Origin of the sequence: Bradyrhizobium sp. AC87j1, assembly GCF_002936975.1 — a bacterium.
In the GTDB taxonomy this organism is placed as follows: Bacteria; Pseudomonadota; Alphaproteobacteria; order Rhizobiales; family Xanthobacteraceae; genus Bradyrhizobium; species Bradyrhizobium shewense.
In genome coordinates this window covers 1-23,411 of record NZ_PTFE01000068.1, presented here as the reverse complement: position 1 = coordinate 23,411, position 23,411 = coordinate 1, and the positions used below count along the sequence as shown (strand labels likewise).

The window sequence follows — 23,411 nt, the reverse complement described above, 5'->3', positions numbered from 1 at the left end:
TTGCTCATTCCTCGTCATCAAGCGCGAGAACGGCGAAGCTGGCGAGCCAGTGCTCTCCCATGTAATGACTGGCGAGATGGGGAAGACCTGCGGCCAGATGCTCTTGCGCCGCTTCGTGGGCAATCACGCGCCGAGGGTCGCTTGCCGGCAAGACATCGCCGAGAGAGCGCCAGCACCAGGCCCGGCTCAAATTGAGGCCGTCGAGGTGAGCGATCTTGCCGTCCGTGCGATCGGTGACGGAGGCAGGCCGGAACAGCGTCTTTGGCTGCCTCTCCGACAATTGCGGCAGGAATCGGTCGAACCAGGGCAGGAACGCGTCTGGCGGCAACAGACGCCGCATGCACTCGGCCTCTATCAGAGCTGAGGATTGGAAATCGTCGCCGCTCGGCTCACCCCAGGCCGGGCAGTCGTGGTCCTCACCGTACCAGCGCCAGCCGGTCTCGCGCAGCAACTCGGCGAGTGCCTCATCCCCGTTTATGCCGGCGTAGTCCGCCGCCATACGTAGACCGAACGCCGTGTTGAAATGCGTTCCGACCCGCACTGGATAAGGCGACAGCGGCAGGAAGTCACGAAAGCGCTGGGCGATGACTTCGGCCAGCGGCGCGAGATTGCGGCTCCAACGGTCGTCGGGTTGGAGTGCCAGCTCGGTCGCCAACTTCAGGAGCCAGGCCCAGCCATATGGCCGCTTGAAGCCGCGGGCGGTGGGGCGGGCAAAATAAGCGCACTCGGCGGCGACCTTGTCGGGGACGAACTGCGCGTCGAATAGCGCGCAAATGTCGGATGCCGCCGCAAGATCCGGAAAGCGACGCAGCAGCCGCGCCAGCATCCAGTAGCTGTGGACGCAGGAGTGCCAGTCGTAGCTACCGTAGAAGATCGGGTGCAGCTGGCTCGGCGTGCGGGCGTCCGAAGGTTCGGCCAGCGCGTGGTCCACATTGTTGGGATATTCGCGCCCGACATGGCCGAGGGCAATGCCGGCGAACTGCGCGGCGTGTTCGCAGGTGAGGCGGGACGTGGTGGTCATGCTCTGGCCTTTCGCTTGTCACGGCCGATCAGCGTCTCGATCATGCGCGGTAGGATGTAGATGGGCAATTGCGTCGCGGCAAAGTATAAAGCCATGCGCGGCGAGGCGGCGGTGCCGAGCGCCGACCAGACCAGCCCGACATTGCGATTGCCGAGAATGAGTCCGACCGTCAGCCGCTCGGCAAAAGCCCCCGACAGCAACGCGGCGCCCGCGACCTGAAGGGCGATATTGCAGGCAAAGGCAAGCACGACGCAGAGCGCTGCCGCCTGCCCGTTCGCCGCGATCTGCGCCCGAATGCCCGCCATGGTCGCCACCGCAAAGACCAGAAGCGCCGCGACGATGACACCGTCGACCACGCCGCCATGGGCGGCCAGAACGGGCGCCGCATGCCGGCGAAGCAGGAAGGCAACGCCTTCCGCGCTGCCGATCAACAGCACCAACCGCAGCGCGAGCTCGAGCGCACTGATCTCGAGCCCGCCGAACCAGCCGGCGAGAAGCGGCACGGTGACCGGAGCCAGCACCATGGAGAGGACGGTCACCACAAGCGGCACCGCGCCATCGAGCCCGAGCATGCGGGCCACAGCCGCCGTGCCGCTCGATGGCGGTGCCGCGACGGCGAGCACGATCGCAAGCGCGACTTCCGGATCAAGGCCGAGAGCGTGACCGGCAGCACCGATCGCCAACGGACAGGCAACCATGACAATTGCCGGCAACAGCACGGACAGCGACGGCCGCCGCAGCGCGGCCATCACGGCCTGCCCATCAATCCGCAGCAGCGTGCCGAGCACGATCACGAAGATCGTGGTGGGCATCAGGGGGCGCGCAATATCCGCGAGCACCGGGAATACAAGTCCGAGCAGCACGCCGAGTGCCAGCAAAGTCGGTCCGCGCGGGATGAGGCGCAGGAATGAGGTTCGCATACGCCTCGTCCAATTGAGTTTTCCATCCCAATAGACCATCCCCAATGGCATTCTTGAAATCGATTTTGACTATGTCTACCATTGCTCGGATGAATTTGGCTTCCGTCGATCTCAATCTGCTTGTCGCCTTCGAGGCGCTGATGGAGGAGCGCAATGTGACCCGCGCGGGTGAGCGCGTCGGTCTGGCGCAGCCGTCCATGAGCAGCGTCTTGACCCGCCTGCGGGCGCTCTTTGGCGACGATCTTTTCGTGCGCACAGCCTCCGGCATGCAGCCCACGGCCAAGGCGCTCTCGCTGGCCCGGCCGCTCAGCGACGCACTGGGACAGATCCGGGGCGTGCTGGAGCCTAGATCAGCCTTCGATCCCGCAACGACCCGCCGCCGCCTCTCCATTGCAGTGACCGACTATGGCGACCTCATCGTCGTGCCGCCCCTGGTCACGGCGCTGCGGCGGGAGGCTCCTTATATCGATCTTGTGGTGCGCCCCATCGTCGACACGGCCACGAGCGTCGCGAACCTCGAACACGGTGATGTCGATGCATTGATCGGCGGCCATCTTCCCGCCTCAACGCGCATCACCCGGTGCACGCTGTTCGACGAAAGTTTCGTCTGCATCCGCGATGCCAAGCGTGCCAGGCAGAAGATACGGCTCACCAAGGACGATTACACGCGCCTTCCGCATGTCCTATTCTCGTCGGCCGGCGGCGACGGGATTCCCGGCGCGATCGACACAATGCTGGCCCGTCACGGGCGAAAGCGGCGTACCGCGATCACGCTCGCTCATGTCGTCGCCGTGCCGTTTGCGGTCGCCGGCACCGATCTCGTGGCAACCATGGCCAAGCGCATCGCGCGCCGCTTCGCCGCAACCGCCGGAGTATCTGTCGTTCCGCTTCCCTATGATGTAGAGGCATTCACCATCGACCTTCTCCACACGCGACGCGCCATGAACGACCCAACGTTGCGCTGGTTCATCGAGCTGGTTAGTCGTGTTTGCAAGAAACTCTGACAGGCCGCAGATCATCAGCGCCAGCAATTGCGTGCGCCGGAGATAATAATTCTATGCGATGCCAATTCGACAGCAGAACCACCGCTTCGCTCGGCCACGAAGAAAAATATCAGGCTTGTCCGACTATCATCGCAATTGAGCCGTAGAACCAATCGCAGTCCTGTGACGTTGACCGACCGACGAAAATGGGGGACGGCACGATGGGTCCAGAGGGGCGGCACGCGATTGTCATCGGCGGGGGCGCGAGCGGCGCCCTGATGGCGTTTCAACTCCTGAAGACCTCCCCATCCGATCTTCACGTCACGCTGATCGAGAAGCGACCGGAGATCGGCCGCGGCCTTGCCTATCACGCGGGCAATCCCGAACATCTCCTCAACGTGCGCGTTTCGAACATGAGCGCGCTGCCCGACGATCCCGGGCATTTCTGGAACTGGCTGTGCGCGCGGCCGAGCGGGCCGATGTGTCCTGATCCCTACTGCTTCGTTCCGCGGCAGACCTACGGCGACTATCTCGCCGACCTGATCGCGCCGCTGACATCGCGCGACGAGATGCCGGGCCTCACCATCCTGCAGAATGAATGCATCGCAATTCACGAAACACCTTCCGGCGTCGCGGTGACGCTTGCGGACGGAACGCAGCTCACCGGCTCAATCGCCATTCTCGCGACTGGCCATGACGCTGCAGGATCACGCCTGCCCGGCTATGTCGATCCCTGGATCGCTCCCACCGACGCCGGCGTCGACAGCAACGCAACCATGTTGATCCTCGGCACCGGCCTCTCGATGGTCGATTACGTGCTATCGCTGCTCCGCCATGGACATCAAGGGCAGATCGTCGCCTTGTCGCGGCGCGGGCTGCTGCCGAGAGCCCATCGCCGCGTCGATCCGATGCGTCTCGCCGAGAGCGAAGTTCCGTTCGGCGCCCGGATCGGCACTCTTCTGCGCTGGTTTCGTCGCCGTATCGAAGCGCATGTCGCCGAGGGCGGCTACTGGCGCAGCGCGATCGATGCCATCAGGCCCCACACCCAGCGGCTCTGGCAGGAGTTGCCGCTGGAGTCGCGGCGCAGATTCTTGGAGCACGCCCGCGCCTGGTGGGACGTCCATCGCCACCGTACCGCACCCGAAGTCGAGACCCGTATCGCGGAGGCCCTTGCGACACGGCGTTTGACCGTTGTCTCCGGCAAGCTCGCCACCGTCACGCCGAACCAGGGCGGCGCGCTCGTCAGCTATCGCAGGCGCGGCCAGAGCGAGCTGTCCCATCTTCAAGTCGGAGCGATCGTCGACTGCACCGGTATCGTCAAGGACCCAGGCGCCAGCGATAATGCGGCCGTGCGCAGCCTGTTCGGCTTGCGCGGATCGATCCGCTGCGGATTGGCATCGAGGTCACGCCTGACTGCGCGATCGTCGACCAGCATGGATCTCCATCACGACGTCTCTACGCCATCGGCCCGCTCACGCGGGCCGCATTCTGGGAGATCATTGCCGTGCCCGATATCCGGCAGCAATGTGCGGAGCTCGCTGCCCGCCTAGAAAGCGGTGCTAGTTGAACAGATCCGGCTCCGCTGCAGTAATCCAGTCCCAGAGCGGCTGGAAGCTGAAATAGCCGCCCTTGTGCGTGCCGACCTGTCGCGACGTCAGGCTGGCGATGTCATGCGGGATCGGCTTGGGCGTGCCGGCGGCCTCGGCGAGCAACTGGGCGCGCGCGGCATTGTCCATCGCGATGTACCACCAGGCCGCGGCTTCGATGGTCGGTCCCACCGTGAGCAGCCCATGATTTTGCAGGATGGCGGCCTTCTTCGATCCCAGCGCCTGCGCGATCTTGCGGCCCTCTTCCGCCTCCAGCACGACGCCGGAGAACGGATCGAACAACACGTGGTCCTCGTAGAAGGCGCAGGAATCCTGCGTCAGCGGATCGAGCAGGCGCCCGAGCGCCGACCAGGCCTTGCCGTAGGTCGAATGGGTGTGGGCGGCTGCGATCACCTCCGGATGCGCGGCGTGGATCGCCGAGTGAATCACGAAACCGGCCTGGTTGATCGGCTTGTCGCCGATCAGGATGTTGCCGTCGTGGTCGACGAGCTGAAGATCGGACACCTTGATCTGGCTGAAATGCTTGGACAGCGGGTTGATCCAGAACCGCTCGGGAAACTCCGGATCGCGCACGGTGACATGGCCCGCAAGGCCCTGATCGAATCCATAGCGCGAAAACAGCCGAAACGTAGCTGCGAGACGCTGCTTGCGATGCAGCCTCTCCTCCTCAAACGATGCCGCCGGCGTACGCTCAACCAGGGAATACTTTTTGGGCTTGTCGACGACCTGGTTCATTGTTGGGCTTCCTTTTCTAGTATTCGAGGTTCTTGTCGAAGACGTCTGCCAGCGGCACGCCATGCGCATAGGCGTCGAGGTTGACCAAGGTCTTGTCAGCCAGTCGCTTGACGTCCTCGCCTCCCGTCCACGAGACATGCGGCGTCAGGACGACCTTGGGATGGTGATAGATCGGATCGCCATCCAGCGGCGGCTCGGGGTCCGTGACATCGAGCGTGGCACCGGCGATCCGGCCCTCGTCAAGCGCTTGCAGCAGGGCGGACTGATCGATGATCCGGCCGCGCGCGACATTGATCAGATGCAGCGATTTCTTGGCCCGCGCCAGCACATCGGCGTCGATCAGACGGGTTGTCTTCGTCGTCGCCGGAAGCGCCAGGACGAGATGATCGGAGACCTCTACGAGTTGCTCGATGCTGTCCACGGGCTGGATGCCCGGAAGAACGTATGGCCAGGCCGACCGCCTGAGAACCCTGATGTCGACGCCAAACGGCTTGACCCGCTCGGCAACGGCACGGCCGATCGCGCCGAAACCTGCGATGCCGATCGTCTTACCGCTGACGGAGCCCAGTGGGGTGATCTTCCATTGCTCGCGGCTGCGCGGCCGGATGTCGTGAATGCGCTTTTCAAAGCCGAGGATCGCCGCAAGCACATATTCCGCGATCGGATCAGCCGAGATGCCGCGGCCGACCGTGACCACGGGCCCATCGAGCAACCATGCAGGAAAGAAATCGACGCCCGTCGATGCGGTCTGGATCCAGCACAAGCTGAACGGCCATCCCGCAGGTTTGTCCGCGGGCGCCTTGTGCCATCCCGCCAGAGGACGCGTCAGGAGCACGTCGGCCTCGGGGGCAACCTCCCACGCCGGGCGATCGGCGGGATGGTCGATGATCAGCGGACGTGACCAATGATCGGTCAGCGCGGCACCAACCTCCGCACCAAGCTGATTGACGATGATCGGCGATCGCACGCTGGTGGATGCGCGGTTGCTTTCAATTCGGGGTGTGTTCATCTCACGCGTTCATGATGGCAAAGAGGTGGACATGTTAGGCGCTCGCCGCAGGATAGTCTTTTCAAAGATGCCCGGCATCCTGCAACAACAGGACGATGGGTCTCGGCACGGCATAAGAATTCGTCTCTGCGCGCGGCCCGGCTATTTACTGCCAATGACGTCAGGCAGCTCCGCCTTCCGCTGTGCCGCAGCCTCGCCGGCGCGGCGGAACACAGTTTCCATCAGCCATTGCTCGTTGGGAAAGCGCTCGGCCCATTCATCCCAGCCGGAGTGCTTCCGGTATTGGCCGAGACGGCCGGATGCCACCACTTCCTCTGCGCTCACGGCGACGCGACGGTCGCAATCGGGCGCGACATAGATCGCGTCGGCGCGGCAGTATAGCTCGCACAAGAAGCAGGTCTGGCAATCTTCCACGCGCGCGAGAACCGGCAGGCCGGCGCGGCCGGGATCGAGCACGTTTGCCGGGCAGACCTCGATGCAGGCTCCGCAATCCGTGCAGCGCTCTGCGACGATGAGCTCGATCATGACACCGCCTCGAGTTGACCAGGTTGGACGCTCGCGGATGGACGATCCAGCGCAACCCAGACCCGATCCAGTCCGCCGCTGAGCAGGCGGGCGGCCAATCGCGGATCCTGTGCAGGACAATCCTCACGGCGGTGAAGTCCCCTGCTCTCGTTACGCGCTGCCGCCGTTGCCACCGACCAGCGCGCCGTGGCAAGCAGCGCGGCGGTCTCGCGCAAGGCGATCGAGCCCGAATGCCCGTGATCTGCCACCTCGCGCCATAAATCCTCGAGCGTGCGCGAAGAGGCCGCAAGCCCAGTTCCGGTGCGGAACAGATTCTTGTCGAACGGATGCATCTCGGCGCGCACGCCGTCTCTGGCCGCGGCAACATCAACGGTCTTTGTCAGGCTGCGCGGACGGAGCCCAGCCCGGCCAAGCGGCCGGAGCTCCGCGGCGCGCCCATTCGTGCCGCGTGCCACGCGCGCGGCCGCTTGCCCTGCGAACACGCCTGATGACAGCGCCCATGCCGAATTGACGTTGCCGCCGCCGGAGATCGCGCCCGCGACCTTTTCGCGCGAAGCGTTGTCGCCGGCGATGAACAGTCCCGGCACCGACGTCGCGCCATCCACATCATGCACCCGTACCCCGCCAATGCCGCGAATAGTGCCGTCATTGTGCAGGGTGACCTCGAACCGGTCGCGTAGGGATCGATCTCCCAACGGTCAAACACCAATGGCACATTGGGCGAGATCGTATGCAGCCTCGCCTTGACGTCGTCCGGCAGACGGTGCAGCGAGCAATAGACCGGCCCACGCTGCAGCGCGCGGGCGAGGCGAATGGTCTGGTCGGGACCAAACGGAAGATCAAGTTCCTGCCCGTCGGCGTCGTAATAGGCCGCAAACGAATAAGCCATGCTGCGCGTCATCGTGGAATGCGCGGGCGCTATCGTGTAGGCGGCTGTGAACTCCATGCCGGACATCTCCGCGCCGGCCTCGGACGCCATGAGGTAGCCGTCGCCAGTGTTGGTTTGCGATCCCAGCAAGTGCGACAGGAAACTTGTGCCGCCAGCCGCGAGCACCACGGCGCCCACCTCGATCCGATAGGCCCGCCCGCCATCCTGCCGACGCAGGCCACGCGCACCGCCTATCGATCCGTCGGAGCGCGCCAACAGCTCGATGACAGGCGAATGATCGAGAATGGTGACGCCGTGGCCTAGCACGTGCTGGCTGAGCGCCCGCATGTATTCCGGCCCGCGCACCGCGCGGTAGTTCACCCGCCCCTCGTCGTCGACGCCGAATTTGTAGTGACGAGCCAGCGTCGGCAGTGTGCGCCAGGTCTGGTCGAGGATGCGATACATCCACTCTGCTTCGCCAAGCCCGAGCCCGGCCGCGACACGATTGGCAACAACCGTATCGCGTGCCGCAGGAGGATCCGGCGGTACCCACCAATGGCCTGGCCCCGCCGCGGCCGTGACGCCGCTGGTGCCGCAATAGCCTTTGTCCGCGAGGATGACCTTCGCACCGGCCTGGGCGGCCGAGGCCGCCGCCCAGGCACCGGCCATTCCACCGCCGACGATCAGCACGTCGGCCGTGATCGACAGCTCTTCGAGGGATGACGAAATCATTGCCTCTGCCTCCGGGCGAAAACGACGGCAGATTCGGCCGCACCGGAAGAGTGCCGCGTGCACACGACGCCTGTCGCGACATGTTTGGCCCAAGCGGCTCGCGCGTCAATGAAAGACAAAACTCTTTTCGCCGGCCGTCACGAACGAGTTGTGCCGCCATCACCGACGTCGGCGAGACGGCTATTTGGCAAGAGAACAGACTTCTCTGGATGTCACGGTGAGCGCGACGGTAATGCACGAGCGGCACCGACGACGATCGCCAATTCCGCGTTGAAAACAGCGAGCACGCATTTCGTCGCATCGAGAACGCGCTTCTTCATCAGAGCATGATTGGAGAACAAGATCTCTGGCAAATGCAGCTCGATCAGTGTGTTTGTTTCGAAGATCGCGCCGTGACATCAGTTCACTGGACCGGCTGCCCGATTTCCTGACATGTGAGCCAAAAGGCCGGGAAACTCACATGTAGCGGCCGATCGAACGCGAACTCGCGAGACACAGAATGATTCCATCGAAGTCCCTTTACGCAGCCGCGCTCGCCTTGGTGATGACGGCCAGTGGCGCAAATGCCGTTCGCGCCGAGACGGACCAGCTTCGCATCGCCCAGCAATTCGGCATCGCCTATCTTCCCCTCATCGTCGCCAGCGAAAAGGGACTGATCGAGCAGGAAGCCAAGGCGCTCAGCATCACGCCACCCAAGATCGAATGGCTGCGCCTCTCCGGCGCCGCAGCCATGAACGAGGCGCTGATTTCGGGCGGCCTGGATTTCGCCACGGCCGGCATCACGCCAATGATCCTGACCTGGGACAAGACACGGACCACTGCCAAGATCATCGGCGTGGCCGCGCTCGGCTCGATGGCCAATATCCTGACCACCAACAATCCGAACATCAAGACGCTGGCTGATTTCACCGAGAAGGACCGGATCGCGCTTCCCTCGGTCAAGGTCGGCTTCCAGCCGATCGTCCTTCAGATGGCAGCGGACAAGGCCTTCGGCAAATACGACAAGCTCGACGAGCTCACGGTCAGCATGCCCCATCCGGACGCGACGGCCCAGATCCTGTCGGGACGCTCCGAGATCACCGCCCACTTCACATCCCCGCCGTTCTCGCAACAGCAACTGGCCACCGGCAAGGTGCATCAGGTCCTCAACAGCTACGACGTGCTCGGCGGTCCCCACACCTTCAACGTGGTCTATTCCACCGCGAAGTTCGTCAACGACAATCCGAAGACCATCCAGGCGTTCGTCCGCGGCCTCGACCGCGCCAACGAATGGATCAAGGCCAATCCGAAGGAAGCCGCCGCACTTTACATCAAGGCGGAGGGCTCGAAGCTCGCGCCCGATTTCGTCGAGGGCATCATTCGCGACAAGGACGTCAATTTCACGACTGCTCCTGAAGGCGCCCAGAAGTTCGCGGATTTCGAGGCCAAGGTCGGCCTGATCAAGCAGGCGCCGGCATCGTGGCGGGATCTGTTCTGGTCCGGCCTCGGAGAGAAGCCTGGAAGCTGACATGAACGTCGCTCCGCGGCTGACCAGTCACGCCGGCGACAGCGCATCGCCGGCGTTGCTCGAACTCGATCACGTCAGCATCAGCTATCCGACGCCGGCCGGCATTCTCACGGCGGTCGAGGATGTCAGCTTCACGATCTCGGCCGGCGAACGGCTGGTGCTGCTGGGCCCGTCGGGCTGCGGCAAATCCACGCTGCTGCGTGCCGTCGGCGGTTTCCTCAAGCCAAGTGCCGGCGAGCTTCGCATGAACGGCCGACGGATCGGGGCGCCGGGCCCGGACCGCATGACCGTGTTTCAGGAGTTCGATCAGCTGCTGCCGTGGCGCACCGTGCTCGGCAATGTGCGCTATGCCCTCGAACGGGGAAGATCGTTGCCGCGCCGCGACGCGGAGGCTGTCGCGCGTCGCTGGCTCGAGCGCGTCGGGCTGAAGAATTTCGCCGACGCCTTCCCCCATACATTATCAGGCGGAATGAAGCAGCGCGTCGCAATCGCGCGGGCCTTTGCGCTCGAGCCAGCCTTGCTGCTGATGGACGAGCCGTTCGCCGCGCTGGACGCGCTGACGCGGCGGCAGATGCAGGACGAACTGCTCAAGCTGTGCGAAGAAACCGGAAACACCGCCTTGTTCGTGACCCACGGCATCGACGAGGCGATCCGCGTCGGGACCCGTATCCTGGCCTTGACGCCGCACCCCGGACGGCTGGCGGCAGTATTCGACGTTCCGCCCGACAGCCGCGCACGCGGCACCGCGAGCTTCGCCCAGCTTGAACAGCGGATCCAGCAGACCGTCTTTGCCGCCCCGGAAGCTAACCATGTCTGACGTCGCAGCTCCAAAACTGGCCCGGGCATCCGCGAGGCAGCACGCATTCGAAGGTATACCCTGGCGGCGCATCGTCATTCTGGCCGGCTTTGCGCTGGCCTGGGAGCTCTATGCGCGTTGGCTCGACAACGCGCTTCTGCTGCCCACCGTTGGCGCGACGCTGTCGGCGCTCTGGTCGGCGATCCTCTCGGGCGAGTTACCCAATCGCACATTGACGTCGCTGCGGGTTCTCATCACCGGCTACGCAATCGGCGTCGCGATCGCGGCAGTGCTCACGACGCTCGCCGCCTTGTCGCGCTGGGGCAATGAGGCCCTTGGCCTGCTGACATCGATGTTCAATCCGCTGCCGGCAATCGCCCTGCTCCCCATCGCGCTGCTGTGGTTCGGTGTGGGAACGCCGAGCCTGATCTTCGTCATCGTGCACTCGGTGCTGTGGCCGGTTGCCCTTGCCTGCTATGGCGGCTTCCTCGCGGTGCCGCCAACCCTGCGCATGGCTGGCCGCAACCTGGGCCTCTCGGGCGGCCGGTTCGTCGCGGAAATTTTGGTGCCCGCGGCCTTTCCCCAGATCCTGTCGGGCTTACGGATCGGCTGGGCGTTCGCCTGGCGCACGCTGATCGCGGCCGAGTTGGTGTTCGGCGTCAGCGCCCGCTCCGGCGGCATCGGCTGGTTCATCTACACCAGCCGCGCGCAATTGGAGACGGCAAGCGTCTTCGCCGGACTGCTCACGGTGATCCTGATCGGCCTGCTCGTGGAGGGCGTCATCTTTCGGACCCTGACGCGGATCACCGTCCAACGCTGGGGCCAGGTGCAAACCTGACGCGTCGCCGCCGGTTCCGATCATTCCTATTGGTGAAGATGCGGGAATGCGTAGCGGTCGGCCAGATAGCGGAGTATTCGCTCCGACGAATCGACGAAGCGCCGGCCATTGGCGACGCCGGCATCCTCAGGGACCGGTCGATTCTCGTCGAACACCAACACCGGAAGCGATTGATGCTGCTCACCGAGGAGCTCGACCAGAACCGTTCGCGGTCGGGCGAATGGCAGGCGATGCACTTCGATCTGCGTCGCCAGCCCGGGAAACGACGCCAGCAATCCCTCGATCGCATTGCAGTGCGAGCAGACGAAGAAGCGCCCCGGCTGCTCTGGATCCTCAAACCCGGGCTTCAACAAGAACAGGCGATCTCCACTCATGTCCGTTCTCCAGACATCGACATGATCTTCAATGTCCGAACAGCCGATAGCTCCGATCGGCTGCCCGCAGGTGCCGGCTCTCATCGACCCAGCCCACAGCACGCCGATAGCTCCCCAGCAGGGCCGCCTCCTTCAACGCTGCCACGTCGACCGCCTGCGGCGCATCGGCGAACGGCGAGACAAACAGCGCATCCTCGGGACAATAGAGCTCGCATAGGAAGCAGGTCTGGCAGTCGCTCTGACGTGCGATGGTGGGAATGCCATCGGTCTTGTCGAAGACGTTGGTGGGGCACACGTTGACGCAAATGTCGCAGGCCGTGCACCGTTCGGCATCGATGACCTCGATCATTCTGCAGCCTCCGAGTACTGAACGGAGGATAGCGGGCGCGCGGAGGTCCAGACATCGTCGAGCCCACCGGTCGTCACAAGATGCAGGTAGCGATCATCCTGCTCGGGGTAGTCGTCGCGGCGATGCATTCCCCGGCTTTCCTGACGCGCCAGCGCGCTGCGATACATCCAGCGGGCGGTCGCGAGCATGGCGGCGGCCTCGCGCGCGCGTAGCAATTCCAGCTCGCCTGGCGCATCGGCCCCCGACGCATCCGACCACAATGCATCCAATCGACGGAGCGACTCGCCCAGCCGCCCTGCCTCGCGGAAGTAATTCAGTTCGTACGGGAACACCTCGTCCTGAACGCTCTGCGCGAGCACACCGCCCCGCAACGGTCGCCCGTTGCCAGAGCTCAGACCGACGGTGCCGCGTCGGAAAGCTTGGCGCCCGACTGTGCTGCCCAGTTGGCGCGCAAACTCGGCGGCGCCCTGACCGGCCCAATACCCTGACGACATCGCCCAGGCGGCATTGTGGCTGCCGCCGCCGGTAAAGCCACCGCAGATCAGCTCGCGGGTAGCAGCATCACCTGCCGCGTAGAGACCCGGAACGGTGGTCGCGCAACTGTCGTCGACGATCCGCAAACCGCCCGTCCCGCGAACCGTCCCCTCGAGGCGCAGCGTGATCGGAAAACGCTGCGTGAAGGGATCGATGCCGGTGCGGTCGAACGGGAGGAAGAAGTTCGGCTGCGACACGCGCATGTGCCGCTGGGTCTCGGCATCGGCTTCGTCGAGCTGGGCGTACACGAGGCCCTTGCGGAGCGCGCGCGCAATCACGGAGCGGCCGCCTTTCGACGAGGCCCCCGGAATGACGCTCCCCTCCTCATCGGTAAAGCTCGCCCAGCTGTAGAACAGCGTCTTGGTCACAGATCCGAAGGCCGGCGAGATCGCGTAGGCGTTGGAGAACTCCATGCTGGTGAATTCCGCCCCCGCTTCCGCAGCGAGGAGATAGCCATCCCCGGTCAGCACGTTCGAGCCGAGCGTCTTGCTGAGGAACGCGCATCCGCCGGTGGCGATCACCACCGCCTTGGCGTTGACCACCCAGCGATCGCCCTTCTGGCGGCGCAGGCCTGCGGCTCCGGCCACCACGCCGTTCCCATCGACCAGCAGTTCGAGCGCCGGCGAATGATCGAGGATGGTGACGCCGGCCTGCTTGGTCCGCTTGCGCATCAGCCGCATATATTCCGGGCCCTGCAGCGAATTCCGCTGCGGCTTGCCGTCTTCATCGGCGGGATAAGGATAGCCCCAATCAGCAAGCCGGTTGCTCTGGGCGTAGGTCCGGTCCAGCACGCGCGTCATCCAGCGGCGATCCTGGAGGTGACCGCCGAGCTTCTCACGGCTGGCCATTGCGGCTTCGCGCCGTTCGGGTGCGGGGTCGACGTACCACACACCGGTGCCAGCTGCGGCGGTCGCACCTGAGGTGCCGCAAAATCCCTTGTCCGCCAGCACGACGCGTGCGCCATGCTCGGCGGCACTGATCGCCGCCCATGTGCCCGCTGGGCCACCGCCGAGCACCAGCACGTCAGCGTCGAGCACGACGGATCCTGCCGAACTCGACAGCTTCTCAGCACGGACAGATGGCTTCGTCATCACGCGTCTCCGGTTTCATTTCTGCGCAGTCCTTCGGACGTGACGCGCAATCTGTTGCGAAAGCTACCCGACGCGGGCAACCAGGACGTCCGCGGTGGCATCCGCGAATTCGGAAGACATGTCGTTGAAGAGCGCAAGTTCCTGAACCGTCGCAGCACGCGGGCGATGGTCCGAAGCCTTGGAACCTTGTCGATCCAGGAAAAACCGATCCAGCGCCTGCACAAACCCCGGCGAGCCTGCGATCTCCGAGGCATGCCTCTCACTTCCGGCCATGAAGGCAAAGCTCATCTGATTGACGTCGACGACATAGATCATGGCGCAGTTTCCCAGCGGGGCGCTCTCCTAGCTGCTGCCGAACCCAGCCGGGATGAACGCCGGAATCTTCTCCTCGATGAACTGCTTCACCTCAGGCGAGTTGAACACCTGAATGAACGCCTTCAACCGCGGATCGTCCTTCTTGTCCGGCCGGGCCGTGAAGCGCAGCACGAGACCCTCGTCGACAGTGCGATCGATGATCAGTGCGGACTTCGGGTCGCCCCCGGCCGGAATGAGATAGGTGATGTTGACCAGCGCCAGCGTGACATCGTCGAGCGATCGATAGGTCTGCGCCGGGTCGAGCTCGACGATCTTGAGGTTCTTGGGATTGTCGGTGATGTCGAACTTGCTGACGGAGAAGCCCTTGCCCGGCGCCAGCTTGATCAGCCCGGCCCGTTCCAGCAGGATCAGCCCGCGCGCGCCGTTGAGCGGCTCGTTCGGAATCGCGACGCTGTCGCCGGACTTGATCTCGTCGAGCGTCTTGATCTTCTTCGAGAACAGGCCGACCGGCGCAATCACGCCGACCTTGTCGGCCTGCACCAGGTTGAAGCCGCGCTGCTTGTTCTGGAGCGCGAGATAGGTCGCATGCTGAAACAGATTGGCGTCGACCTCGCTGCTGTTCACCACCTCGTTCAACGCCACCCAGTCCGACAGCTCGACGATCTTGACGTCCTGTCCCTTCTCCTTGGCGAGCTTGGCGGCAAAGGACGCCAACTGACCAACCGGGCCGGCGCTGGTCGCGATCTTCAACGGTTCGCCGGCGAAGGCTGCCGCGGTGAATGCGAGCCAGAGACCGGCGGCCTGGGCGGTGCGGCGGAGAATTCTCATTGTCTCAAGTTCCCGTTTCGATTCAGGTGAAGTGCCTCAGGCGGCCTTGCGCGCACCGGCATCGGCCTGTGCCAGCGCTTGACCGAGATCGGCTAGAATGTCGTCGGGGTGCTCGATCCCGACCGACAGGCGGACATAGCCGGGTGTGACGCCGGCGGCGAGCTGCTCGTCCGCAGTGAGTTGCTGATGCGTCGTCGATGCCGGGTGGATCGCCAGCGACCGGGCGTCGCCGATATTGGCGACGTGATAGAACAGTTTGAGCCCGTCGATGAACCGCCGACCGGCCTCGACGCCGCCTTTCAGCTCGAAGCCGACGAGACCGCCATAACCGCCCTTCAGATAGGCATCCGCTCGGCGCTTGTTCTCTCCGCTCTGGAGGCCGGGGAAGATCACGTTCGACACCGAAGGATGTTTCGCGAGGAAGTTTGCGACTTTCACCGCATTCTCGTTGTGCTGGCGGATGCGCAGCGGCAAGGTTTCGAGACCCTGGATGAACTGGAAGGCATTTTGCGGCGCGATCGACGCGCCGAGATCGCGCAACAGCTTAACGCGGGCCCGCAGGATATAGGCGATCGGACCCAACGGCTTCGCCGCCTCCGTCCAGATCGCGCCGTGATAGGCCTCGTCGGGATTGTTCAGCAGTGGGAAGCGCTCGGCATGTGCGGCCCAGTCGAAATTGCCGCCGTCAACGATGGCGCCGCCGATCGCAGTGCCATGGCCGCCGATATATTTGGTCGTGGAATAGACCACCACGGCTGCGCCGTGCTCGAACGGACGGGCGATCAGCGGCGAAGCCGTGTTGTCGAGAATGAGTGGCACGCCCAGCGAGCGGCCGATATCCGCGACCTCCTTGATCGGAAATACATTCAGCTTGGGGTTCGGGAGCGTCTCACCGAAATAGGCCCGCGTCTTTGCGTCGGTGGCGCGGCGGAAGTTCTCGGGATCGGCGGGATCGACGAACCGGACTTCGATGCCGAACTGCTTCAGGGTCTGCGAGAGCAGCGTCCAGGTTCCGCCGTAGAGATCGGTCGAGGACACGATATTGTCGCCGGCTTGCGCGATGTTGAAGAGCGCGAAGGCGGAGGCGGTTTGCCCCGAGGCGACTGCAAGGGCGGCCACCCCGCCCTCCAATGCGGCAAGCCGCGTCTCGAACGCGTCCTGCGTCGGATTGCCGATGCGCGTATAGATCGGACCGAGTTGCTCGAGCGCGAACAGGCGCGAGGCGTGATCGGCGTTCTCGAACTGGAACGATGTGGTCTGGTAGATCGGAACCGCCACCGCGCCGGTGGCGGGGTCGGTGCGGTACGAGCCACCATGCAACGCCAGCGTCTCGAAGTTCCGGGTCTCCAACGCCATCTGCCATTCCCTTGTCTATCTCGAGAGCGCGCACCTCGCGCGGCAAGCGGTGCTTGTCGGCGAAAATGATGCGGTCGGATTCTGCGGCTGTCGAGCGCCCCCGGAAAATAGCGATGCGCGTGCTGCGTCATCGCCGCTTCGCAACGCGTTTCTTTCCGCGTGTTCGCCCAATTGGAAACAAACTCGCTCGCGCAAAATGTTAAAATCGGTCACATGGAGTGGATGTGCTTCGCGAATGATGATCGGGCCGGACCATGACGAGACCGCGCGAGCTGCGCTTCAACGCATTCAACATGACCGCGCCGAGCCACAATTGGGCGGGCCTGTGGTCGCATCCGCGCGATGCGTCCATCGACTACAACACGCTCGATTACTGGGTCGACTACGCCAAAACCGCGGAGCGCGGATTGCTGGACGGCATCTTCCTGGCGGACGTGTTCGGCGTGTACGACGTCTACGGCGGCAATGCCGAGGCCGCCGCGCGGCATGCGGTGCAGCTTCCCAACGCGGACCCGACATTGCTCGTGTCCGCGATGGCGCTCGTCACCCGCCATCTCGGCTTCGGCATCACCTCGAACCTGACCTTCGAGCATCCCTATCAACTCGCTCGCACCTTCTCGACGCTCGACCATCTCACCAAGGGCAGGATCGGCTGGAACATCGTCACGGGCTATCTCGACAGCGGCGCGCGCGGCATGGGCCTTCCGGCCGGCCGTGCCCATGACGACCGCTATGACGCCGCCGAGGACTTTCTCATTGCCACCTACAAGCTATGGGAAGGCAGCTGGGAGGACGACGCGGTTCGCCGCGACCGTGGAAGTCGCATTTTCACGGACCCCGCAAAACTCCACCGGGTGCTGCATGACGGTCCCTACTTCAAGGTCGACGGCATCCATCTCGCCGAGCCCTCGCCGCAGCGAACGCCGTTGCTGTATCAAGCCGGCACCTCGAAGCGCGGCCGCGCCTTCGCGGCCCAACATTCAGAGGCGATCTTTCTCAACGGCCAGACCAAGCCCATCCTGGCCCGCGCTGTCCGCGAGATACGCGAGGCGGCCAAGACCTATGGCCGCGATCCCTACGATATCCGCCTGTTTGCCGGCGCGACCGTGATCGTCGCGCCGACGCGAGCCGAGGCCAACGATCTACTCGAGGACTATGCGCGGCATGTCGACCAGACCGGCCAGCTCGCCTTGTTGTCAGGCTGGACCGGCATCGACTTCTCGACCTATCGGCCCGACCAGCGGATCGAATATGTCGAGAGCAACGCCATCCAGTCGATGGTCGAGAACTTCACGGTGCGGAGCGACCGGCCGGTCAATGTCGGAGACCTCGCCAGATTGAGCCGTGCCGGCGCCCGGTCGCCCTTCGTGGTCAGCTCCCCGCAGGACGTCGCAGACGAGCTGATCGCCTGGGCTGATGAAACCGACGTCGACGGGTTCAACCTGTTCCGCCTGGTCGCACCGGAGTCGCTGAACGCCTTCGTCGACCTCGTCGTTCCGGAGCTGCAATCGCGCGGGGTCTACAAGACCGCCTATCGCGACGGCACGCTGCGCGAAAAGCTGTTTCCGGGACGCGGCCCGCGGTTGCACACGACACATCCCGGGGCGAGCTTTCGGCGTGCGCCTTCGACCGCTGCACTCCAATCTGACGCCGCTGAATAGCGGTGCAACGCTCAAGCTGGCGTGCGATGCTCGCGGAATGCGGCTACCAACGCCCCCAGGGCGGCCCGCGACCGGCGGTCAGTCAGGGACGAATGAAGCACGACTTCGGACGGCGGCAGCCTGGGAAGTCCGAGCTTCTCGCCGATGTCGAAGGTGCCGGCCGGCGCGATCCGATACGATAGCGGTGCGATTGCAAGTCCCGCCACCACAGCAGCATGGACCGCCGACGAGCCGCCGCCCAGGAACACCTCGGTCCATTTGATACCGGCCGCATCCAGAGCTTGCGTGGCGATGTTGCGGACGCCGCAGGTGGGAGCCAGTGCGGCAAGACGCAATGGCTCTCCCGGCCTGTGCTCGAACCCTTGCGCCGCGAACCAGCCGAAGCGCTCATGCGCCAGCGTCTCGCCATCGCGACGATCGTCCTCGCGCTGGACGATGGCCGCATCGAGCCGTCCCTGATCGAATAGATCGAGAAGGTTGCGCGAATTGTCGAGCTGGACCTCGATGGTCAAATTCGGATCGTGCGCGTGAAGCCGTGACAGCAAGGCCGGGACCTCGGGGCCCGCGACATGGGCGGCAATGCCAAGGCCGAAGTGACGCGGCGGTGCATTGAGGCCAGCGATCGCGCGCTCGTGCGCCGCGATCAGCTCCCGCGCACCCTGCAGGAAGGCGGTCCCCTGCGCCGACAGCCGCACCGACCGCGGCGTGCGTTCGAGCAATCGATGACCGATGCGATCCTCCAGCCGCTTCAGCTTGACGCTGATCGCGCCTTGCGTGGTCCCCAGGGCCTTGGCGGCCCTCGTAAAACTGTGAAGGTCCGCCACCATCACAAAGGCTCTGACGGCATCGACATCGAGCGAGAGCATTCATCATCCGGCTTTGTTGTCTCTGAAATCTATATTGATCGGATTTTGTTGTGGTCAAGGGGTCCCTATGTTCGCCCCGCGTGACGCGGACATGGCGCGCGGGAAACCATTCTTTTCCGGAGCGAGCGATGTCGCGCGTCCGCGCCGGCTCAGCATCACGTTTGGAGGTCACAGCCTTGACGGTCGCACCATCACGACGAAACACGATCGCATTGGCCGCGGCGTGCCTCGCGTCCCTCATGTTCGGCCTGGAGATCTCCAGCGTGCCGACGATCCTGCCGACGCTCGAGACGGTGCTCCACGCCAGCTTTCGGCAGCTGCAATGGATCATGAACGCCTACACCATCGCGGTCACGACGGTGCTGATGGCAACGGGCACACTGGCGGATCGCTATGGCCGGAAGCGCGTGTTCGTCGTCAGTATCGCGGTGTTCGGCCTTGCGTCCCTGATCTGCGGCCTCGCGCAAGGCGCCCTCGTCCTCATCGTGAGCCGCTTCCTTCAGGGCATGAGCGGCGGCGCGATGCTGATCTGCCAGGTCGCCGTTCTCTCCCATCAATTCCAGGAGGGACCTGAGCGCGCACGCGCCTTCGCCGCCTGGGGGATCATCTTCGGAATTGGTCTGGGATTCGGCCCCGTCATCGGCGCGGCGATCGTCGCGGTCTCCGGCTGGCAATGGGTGTTCCTGGTCCACGCAGTGATCGCGATCGTCACGATCGCGCTCGCCGTGACCGGGGTTCAGGAGTCGCGCGATCCCGACGCAAGGCACCTCGACATCGCGGGCATCGCGACGCTCTCGACGTCGGTATTCTGCGTCGCCTTCTACATCACGGAAGGCCCCGATTTCGGCTTCGGCAGCCTGACCGGCCTGGCGATCGTCGCGGCGGCGGTTCTGAGCCTCATCGCCTTCGTGCTGGCGGAGACGCGCAGCGCTCGTCCAATGTTCGATTTCTCCGTGTTCCGGATACGCGCTTTCTCGGGTGCGCTGCTGGGGTCCGCCGGCATGAATTTCAGTTTCTGGCCCTTCATGATCTACCTGCCGATTTTCTTCCGTAGCGCGCTTGGTTACGACAATGTCGCGGCGGGCCTCGCGCTCCTCACCTACACGCTTCCGACGCTCGTGATTCCGCTGCTCGGCGAGCGGATATTGCTCAGGTTCGGCGGCGGTATCGCCATTCCCTTCGGCCTGTTCGTCATCGGCCTCGGTTTCATGCTGATGTGGGCCGGCAGCGGCGTCGAGCACGTCACCTGGCTGACGCTGGCGCCCGGATGCCTGCTTGCGGGCGCGGGCCTTGCCCTCACCAACACGCCGGTGACCAACGTCACGACGGGAGCGGTGTCGAGCACGCGGGCCGGCATGGCGTCGGGCATCGACATGAGCGCCCGCATGATTTCGCTGGCGATCAACATCGCCTTGATGGGTTTTATCCTGATCGCGGGCATTTCTTCCTGGCTGCGCAGCGCGCTGCCCGGTGGGCTCGATGCCAACCGCCTGCAAGATCTTGCGGAACGCATCGCCAGCGGCACCGCCGGCGTGTCCGCCTTCCCCGAGCTGAGCCTCTTGCCGGCGGCGGACTCCGCCGTGCAAGACGCGCTGATCCACGGCTTCAGGCTGGTGATGCTCTATGGCGGGCTTTCCGTCTGGATCATGGCACTTGCGAGTTTTGTGATCTTTGGCCAAGGCTATGCCGTGCGAAAGCGCCCCGGGCGGAACAGCGGCGAGCCGAATTGCGTCCCTCGCTCATCGGCCTGATCGATTGGATCAAAGCCCGGTGGGCCACCGCGGCACGGCGCAGACAACTCCATTCTCAATTCATGCGACACGAGGGAATGTTTGTTCTCTTCCTCGTCACATTCCGAAATTGCCAGGCGACCTCGTTCATCGGCACACTGCAAATGTTTCAGTCCCCCCAGACCGCGGTGAGACGGCGAGCAGCCCCGTTGAACAGGATACCGAAATGCATCATCTCACGTCCCGCCTGCGGGCCCTCGCCGCGGCCGCGCTTGGCTTCTTTATCTTGGCGTCCGTTCAGCCCGCGATGTCCGAGGAGATCCGCATCGGCTATCAGAAGTCTTCGACGCTGACGGCGATCCTGAAAACGAACGGAGAGCTGGAAAAAGCGCTGGCGTCGCTCGGCATCACCATCTCCTGGCACGAATTCACCAGCGGCCTGCCGCTTCTGGAAGCCATCAACATCGGCAGCATCGATTTCGGCGCCGACGTCGCCGACACGGTGCCGATCTTCGCGCAGGCCGCGGGCGCCAAGCTCGCCTACGTCGCGGAAGAGGCCGCCTCGCCAGCGGCGCAGGCGATCGTTGTGCCGCAGTCTTCGACCATCAAGAGCGTCACCGAACTTAAGGGCAAGAAGATCGCCGTCACCAAGGGCGCCGGCAGCCACTATCTGCTGCTTGCGGCGCTGGCGAAGTCCGGGCTCAGCTTCAAGGACATCACGCCGGCCTATCTGACGCCGGCCGACGGCCGCGCGGCGTTCGTCAGCAGCAACGTGGATGCCTGGGTCGCCTGGGATCCGTTCCTGACCAGCGCTCTTCACCAGACGAAGGGCAGGGTTCTGTCCGACGGCGGCAATGGCCTGGCGAGCTACAAGCGCTACTATCTCGCGTCGGCCGCGTACGCCGAGAAGCATGCCGAAGTCCTCAACGTGATCTTCGCCAGGCTGTCCGAGACCGGCAAATGGGTGAAGGCCCAGCCGAAGGACGCCGCCACATTGCTTGCAGGCCTCTGGGGGATCGACGCGACAACCGTCGAGGAAGCCAACAGCCACCGCTCCTATCAGGTCGGCGCGGTTACCGGCTCTGGCTTATCTGAGCAGCAGCGCATTGCCGATGCGTTCCACGCCGAGGGTCTGATCCCGGCGAAGCTCGACACCACGGCCATCAAGATCTGGTCGCCGAAGGGGTCCTGATCTCGGCTATTTGCGGCTTCGGCCGCCGACCTTTTGGAATTTTCATGCCGTCTCGCCAATTACACCTGAACGTCAACCTGCTTCACTCCGGCGTCTATCCATCGGCCTGGCGACTTCCGGACAGCGATCCACGCGCATTCTTCGATCTTGGTCACTACGTGCGGGTGGCGCAAATTGCCGAGCGCGGTAAACTGGACGCAATCTTTCTGGCGGATTCGCCGGCCGTGAACGACCGTATCGACTACCGGTCGTTCACGTCGCTGGAACCGACCATCGTGCTGGCGACGGTCGCAGCCGCGACAACGCACATCGGCCTGATCGGCACAGTATCCACGACCTATAACGAGCCTTACAATATCGCACGCCGGTTCGTGACGCTCGACCATGCCAGCGGCGGGCGCTCGGGGTGGAATGCGGTCACCACCGCGGATGCCGCCTCTGGCCGGAATTTCGGTCTCTCATCGGTGACGGAGCACAAGGCCCGCTATGAACGCGCCAAGGAGTTCACGGAAATCGTCCACGCGCTGTTCGACAGCTGGGAGGACGACGCATTCGTCGGCGACAAGGCCGGCGCGCGATTTGTCGATACGTCGAAGGTGCATCCGATCGCCCACCGAGGCCCGCATTATTCGGTCGCCGGACCGCTGAACGTGCCGCGCTCACCGCAGGGGCGGACGGTGACCGTGCAGGCAGGCGGCTCCAGTGACGGCCGCGACTTTGCGGCAGCTTACGCCGAAGCCGTGTTCACGCTGGCGCAGAGCATCGAAGAGGGCGTCGCCTATGCGCGCGATCTGCGCGCGCGAGCGGCCACCTACGGCCGTTCCGGAGATTCCATCGTCGTTCTACCTGGACTTGCCACCGTGATCGGCAGCACCGCAGCGGAAGCGCAACGGCGGCAGGACGAGCTTTGGGAGCTCGTGCCGATCGAGTACAGCCTCGCGCGTCTCGCCGGCACGTTGCAGATCGATCCGCAATTGCTCGAGCTCGACAAACCCCTGCCCGATCCGTTGCCACTGCCGGTCGATGCCAACCACACCATGTTCCAGGGCACGGTGAACCTGGCGCGGCGCGGCAATTTGACGGTCCGCCAACTCATCCGCGCGCTGGGCGGTGGTGTCGGACATCGCATTATCGTCGGGACACCGGAGCAGATCGCGGACGATATCGAGGCCTGGTTCAAGGCGGGTGCCGCCGACGGCTTCAACCTGATGCCGGACGTGCTGCCGTCCGGGCTCGAGACGTTCGTCGACACCGTCGTGCCGATCCTGCAAAAGCGCGGGCTGTTCCGACCGAATATACCGGCCCGACGCTGCGCGACCATTTTGGCTTGCCCCGGCCGGCGAGCCGCTTTGCCAAAAAGGTCCCCGCGGCAGAGTCGGCGTAACCGACCCTAGCCGGACCGGATCAGCCGCGTCGCTGCTCCGGCAGCGCCCTTTGCTGCAAGTTGACGCGCGCGCGGGATCACTTCGCGGGCGAAGCGGCGCATCTCAGTCTCGAACGGCTGGAACTGCAGCATGAACAGCTCGATGCCCGCAGCGTGAAACGCCACAATGCGTTCGGCCACTTCATCATAG

General features: G+C 64.4%; 22 protein-coding genes and 2 pseudogenes. 9 read left to right on the top strand and 15 right to left on the bottom strand.

The window, feature by feature from the left end:
* Positions 1–4: 4 nt before the first annotated feature.
* Together CV770_RS28345 and CV770_RS28340 are read right to left on the bottom strand one after the other, a co-directional pair.
* Entirely contained in the window at positions 5–1,021 is a 1,017-nt protein-coding gene (locus tag CV770_RS28345; RefSeq protein ID WP_104464724.1) for a DUF2891 domain-containing protein, read from the bottom strand.
* A complete protein-coding gene (locus CV770_RS28340) occupies positions 1,018–1,941 on the bottom strand; it encodes a hypothetical protein (protein WP_104464739.1) in 924 nt (307 codons plus the stop codon). The genes CV770_RS28345 and CV770_RS28340 overlap by 4 nt, the downstream gene beginning before the upstream one ends.
* A gap of 44 nt (positions 1,942–1,985) precedes the next feature.
* Between CV770_RS28340 and CV770_RS28335 the strand changes: the two genes are divergently transcribed.
* Positions 1,986–2,945: a LysR family transcriptional regulator gene (locus CV770_RS28335; protein WP_245453884.1), complete on the top strand. Its 960-nt coding sequence runs from the start codon at positions 1,986–1,988 to the stop codon at positions 2,943–2,945.
* Between the two features lie 257 nt (positions 2,946–3,202).
* Positions 3,203–4,474 carry an FAD/NAD(P)-binding protein gene (locus CV770_RS28330; protein WP_349627984.1) on the top strand — a complete coding sequence of 424 codons (1,272 nt, stop codon included), beginning with the start codon at positions 3,203–3,205 and terminating at the stop codon, positions 4,472–4,474.
* Between the two features lie 9 nt (positions 4,475–4,483).
* On the opposite strand, the gene CV770_RS28325 is transcribed toward CV770_RS28330, so the two are convergent.
* The 5 genes from CV770_RS28325 to CV770_RS28310 all read right to left on the bottom strand — a co-directional run bounded on the left by CV770_RS28325 (position 4,484) and on the right by CV770_RS28310 (position 8,400).
* Positions 4,484–5,266: a class II aldolase/adducin family protein gene (locus tag CV770_RS28325; RefSeq protein ID WP_104464722.1), complete on the bottom strand. Its 783-nt coding sequence runs from the start codon at positions 5,264–5,266 to the stop codon at positions 4,484–4,486.
* 16 nt (positions 5,267–5,282) lie between these two features.
* The gene (locus CV770_RS28320; protein WP_104464721.1) at positions 5,283–6,275 is read right to left on the bottom strand and encodes an NAD(P)-dependent oxidoreductase; all 993 of its coding nucleotides are present in this window, start codon (positions 6,273–6,275) and stop codon (positions 5,283–5,285) included.
* Between the two features lie 141 nt (positions 6,276–6,416).
* Complete coding sequence (locus tag CV770_RS28315; RefSeq protein WP_104464720.1) at positions 6,417–6,800, bottom strand: 4Fe-4S dicluster domain-containing protein; 384 nt, start codon at positions 6,798–6,800, stop codon at positions 6,417–6,419.
* Complete coding sequence (locus CV770_RS43480; RefSeq protein ID WP_245453883.1) at positions 6,797–7,144, bottom strand: hypothetical protein; 348 nt, start codon at positions 7,142–7,144, stop codon at positions 6,797–6,799. Before CV770_RS43480 ends, CV770_RS28315 begins: the two co-directional genes overlap by 4 nt.
* Positions 7,145–7,179: 35 nt before the next feature.
* Positions 7,180–8,400 carry an FAD-dependent oxidoreductase gene (locus CV770_RS28310; RefSeq protein WP_245453882.1) on the bottom strand — a complete coding sequence of 407 codons (1,221 nt, stop codon included), beginning with the start codon at positions 8,398–8,400 and terminating at the stop codon, positions 7,180–7,182.
* Between the two features lie 499 nt (positions 8,401–8,899).
* On the opposite strand from CV770_RS28310, the gene CV770_RS28305 reads away from it, so the two are divergent.
* From CV770_RS28305 to CV770_RS28295, 3 genes are read left to right on the top strand one after another with little or no spacing between them, the layout of a single operon-like run.
* Positions 8,900–9,907, top strand: coding sequence for an ABC transporter substrate-binding protein (locus tag CV770_RS28305; RefSeq protein WP_104464719.1), 1,008 nt, complete (start codon positions 8,900–8,902; stop codon positions 9,905–9,907).
* A 1-nt stretch (position 9,908) separates the two neighbouring features.
* Entirely contained in the window at positions 9,909–10,724 is an 816-nt protein-coding gene (locus CV770_RS28300) for an ABC transporter ATP-binding protein (protein ID WP_104464718.1), read from the top strand.
* Positions 10,717–11,541: an ABC transporter permease gene (locus CV770_RS28295; protein ID WP_104464717.1), complete on the top strand. Its 825-nt coding sequence runs from the start codon at positions 10,717–10,719 to the stop codon at positions 11,539–11,541. The genes CV770_RS28300 and CV770_RS28295 overlap by 8 nt, the downstream gene beginning before the upstream one ends.
* 26 nt (positions 11,542–11,567) lie before the next feature.
* On the opposite strand, the gene CV770_RS28290 is transcribed toward CV770_RS28295, so the two are convergent.
* From CV770_RS28290 to CV770_RS28265, 6 genes are all read right to left on the bottom strand, one after another.
* Positions 11,568–11,915 (bottom strand): DUF3088 domain-containing protein, encoded by a 348-nt coding sequence (locus CV770_RS28290; RefSeq protein WP_104464716.1) that lies wholly within the window; start codon positions 11,913–11,915, stop codon positions 11,568–11,570.
* Between the two features lie 28 nt (positions 11,916–11,943).
* Entirely contained in the window at positions 11,944–12,264 is a 321-nt protein-coding gene (locus CV770_RS28285; protein ID WP_104464715.1) for a 4Fe-4S dicluster domain-containing protein, read from the bottom strand.
* Positions 12,261–13,889 carry an FAD-dependent oxidoreductase gene (locus CV770_RS28280; protein WP_201760080.1) on the bottom strand — a complete coding sequence of 543 codons (1,629 nt, stop codon included), beginning with the start codon at positions 13,887–13,889 and terminating at the stop codon, positions 12,261–12,263. Before CV770_RS28280 ends, CV770_RS28285 begins: the two co-directional genes overlap by 4 nt.
* A 63-nt stretch (positions 13,890–13,952) precedes the next feature.
* The gene (locus CV770_RS28275) at positions 13,953–14,204 is read right to left on the bottom strand and encodes a hypothetical protein (protein WP_104464714.1); all 252 of its coding nucleotides are present in this window, start codon (positions 14,202–14,204) and stop codon (positions 13,953–13,955) included.
* 27 nt (positions 14,205–14,231) lie between these two features.
* Positions 14,232–15,032: a MetQ/NlpA family ABC transporter substrate-binding protein gene (locus tag CV770_RS28270; protein WP_104464713.1), complete on the bottom strand. Its 801-nt coding sequence runs from the start codon at positions 15,030–15,032 to the stop codon at positions 14,232–14,234.
* A 36-nt stretch (positions 15,033–15,068) separates the two neighbouring features.
* Positions 15,069–16,388 (bottom strand): O-acetylhomoserine aminocarboxypropyltransferase/cysteine synthase family protein, encoded by a 1,320-nt coding sequence (locus tag CV770_RS28265; RefSeq protein WP_104464712.1) that lies wholly within the window; start codon positions 16,386–16,388, stop codon positions 15,069–15,071.
* Between the two features lie 254 nt (positions 16,389–16,642).
* Here CV770_RS28265 and CV770_RS28260 point away from each other — a divergent pair, with 254 nt between their 5' ends.
* Positions 16,643–18,049, top strand: a complete 1,407-nt coding sequence (locus CV770_RS28260) for an LLM class flavin-dependent oxidoreductase (protein ID WP_104464711.1) — start codon at positions 16,643–16,645, stop codon at positions 18,047–18,049.
* 11 nt (positions 18,050–18,060) lie between these two features.
* Here CV770_RS28260 and CV770_RS28255 read toward each other — a convergent pair whose 3' ends face one another.
* Positions 18,061–18,915 (bottom strand): LysR family transcriptional regulator, encoded by an 855-nt coding sequence (locus CV770_RS28255; protein ID WP_104464710.1) that lies wholly within the window; start codon positions 18,913–18,915, stop codon positions 18,061–18,063.
* Between the two features lie 128 nt (positions 18,916–19,043).
* Here CV770_RS28255 and CV770_RS28250 point away from each other — a divergent pair, with 128 nt between their 5' ends.
* From CV770_RS28250 to CV770_RS28240, 3 genes and pseudogenes are all read left to right on the top strand, one after another.
* Positions 19,044–20,666 carry an MFS transporter gene (locus CV770_RS28250; protein WP_104464709.1) on the top strand — a complete coding sequence of 541 codons (1,623 nt, stop codon included), beginning with the start codon at positions 19,044–19,046 and terminating at the stop codon, positions 20,664–20,666.
* 205 nt (positions 20,667–20,871) lie between these two features.
* On the top strand, positions 20,872–21,837 hold the full coding sequence (locus CV770_RS28245; RefSeq protein WP_104464708.1) for an aliphatic sulfonate ABC transporter substrate-binding protein: 966 nt from the start codon (positions 20,872–20,874) through the stop codon (positions 21,835–21,837).
* 44 nt (positions 21,838–21,881) lie between these two features.
* Positions 21,882–23,221, top strand: a pseudogene (locus CV770_RS28240) (LLM class flavin-dependent oxidoreductase).
* Positions 23,222–23,227: 6 nt separating this feature from the next.
* Here CV770_RS28240 and CV770_RS28235 read toward each other — a convergent pair.
* Positions 23,228–23,411 (bottom strand): annotated as a pseudogene (locus CV770_RS28235) (LLM class flavin-dependent oxidoreductase); the annotation flags it as partial.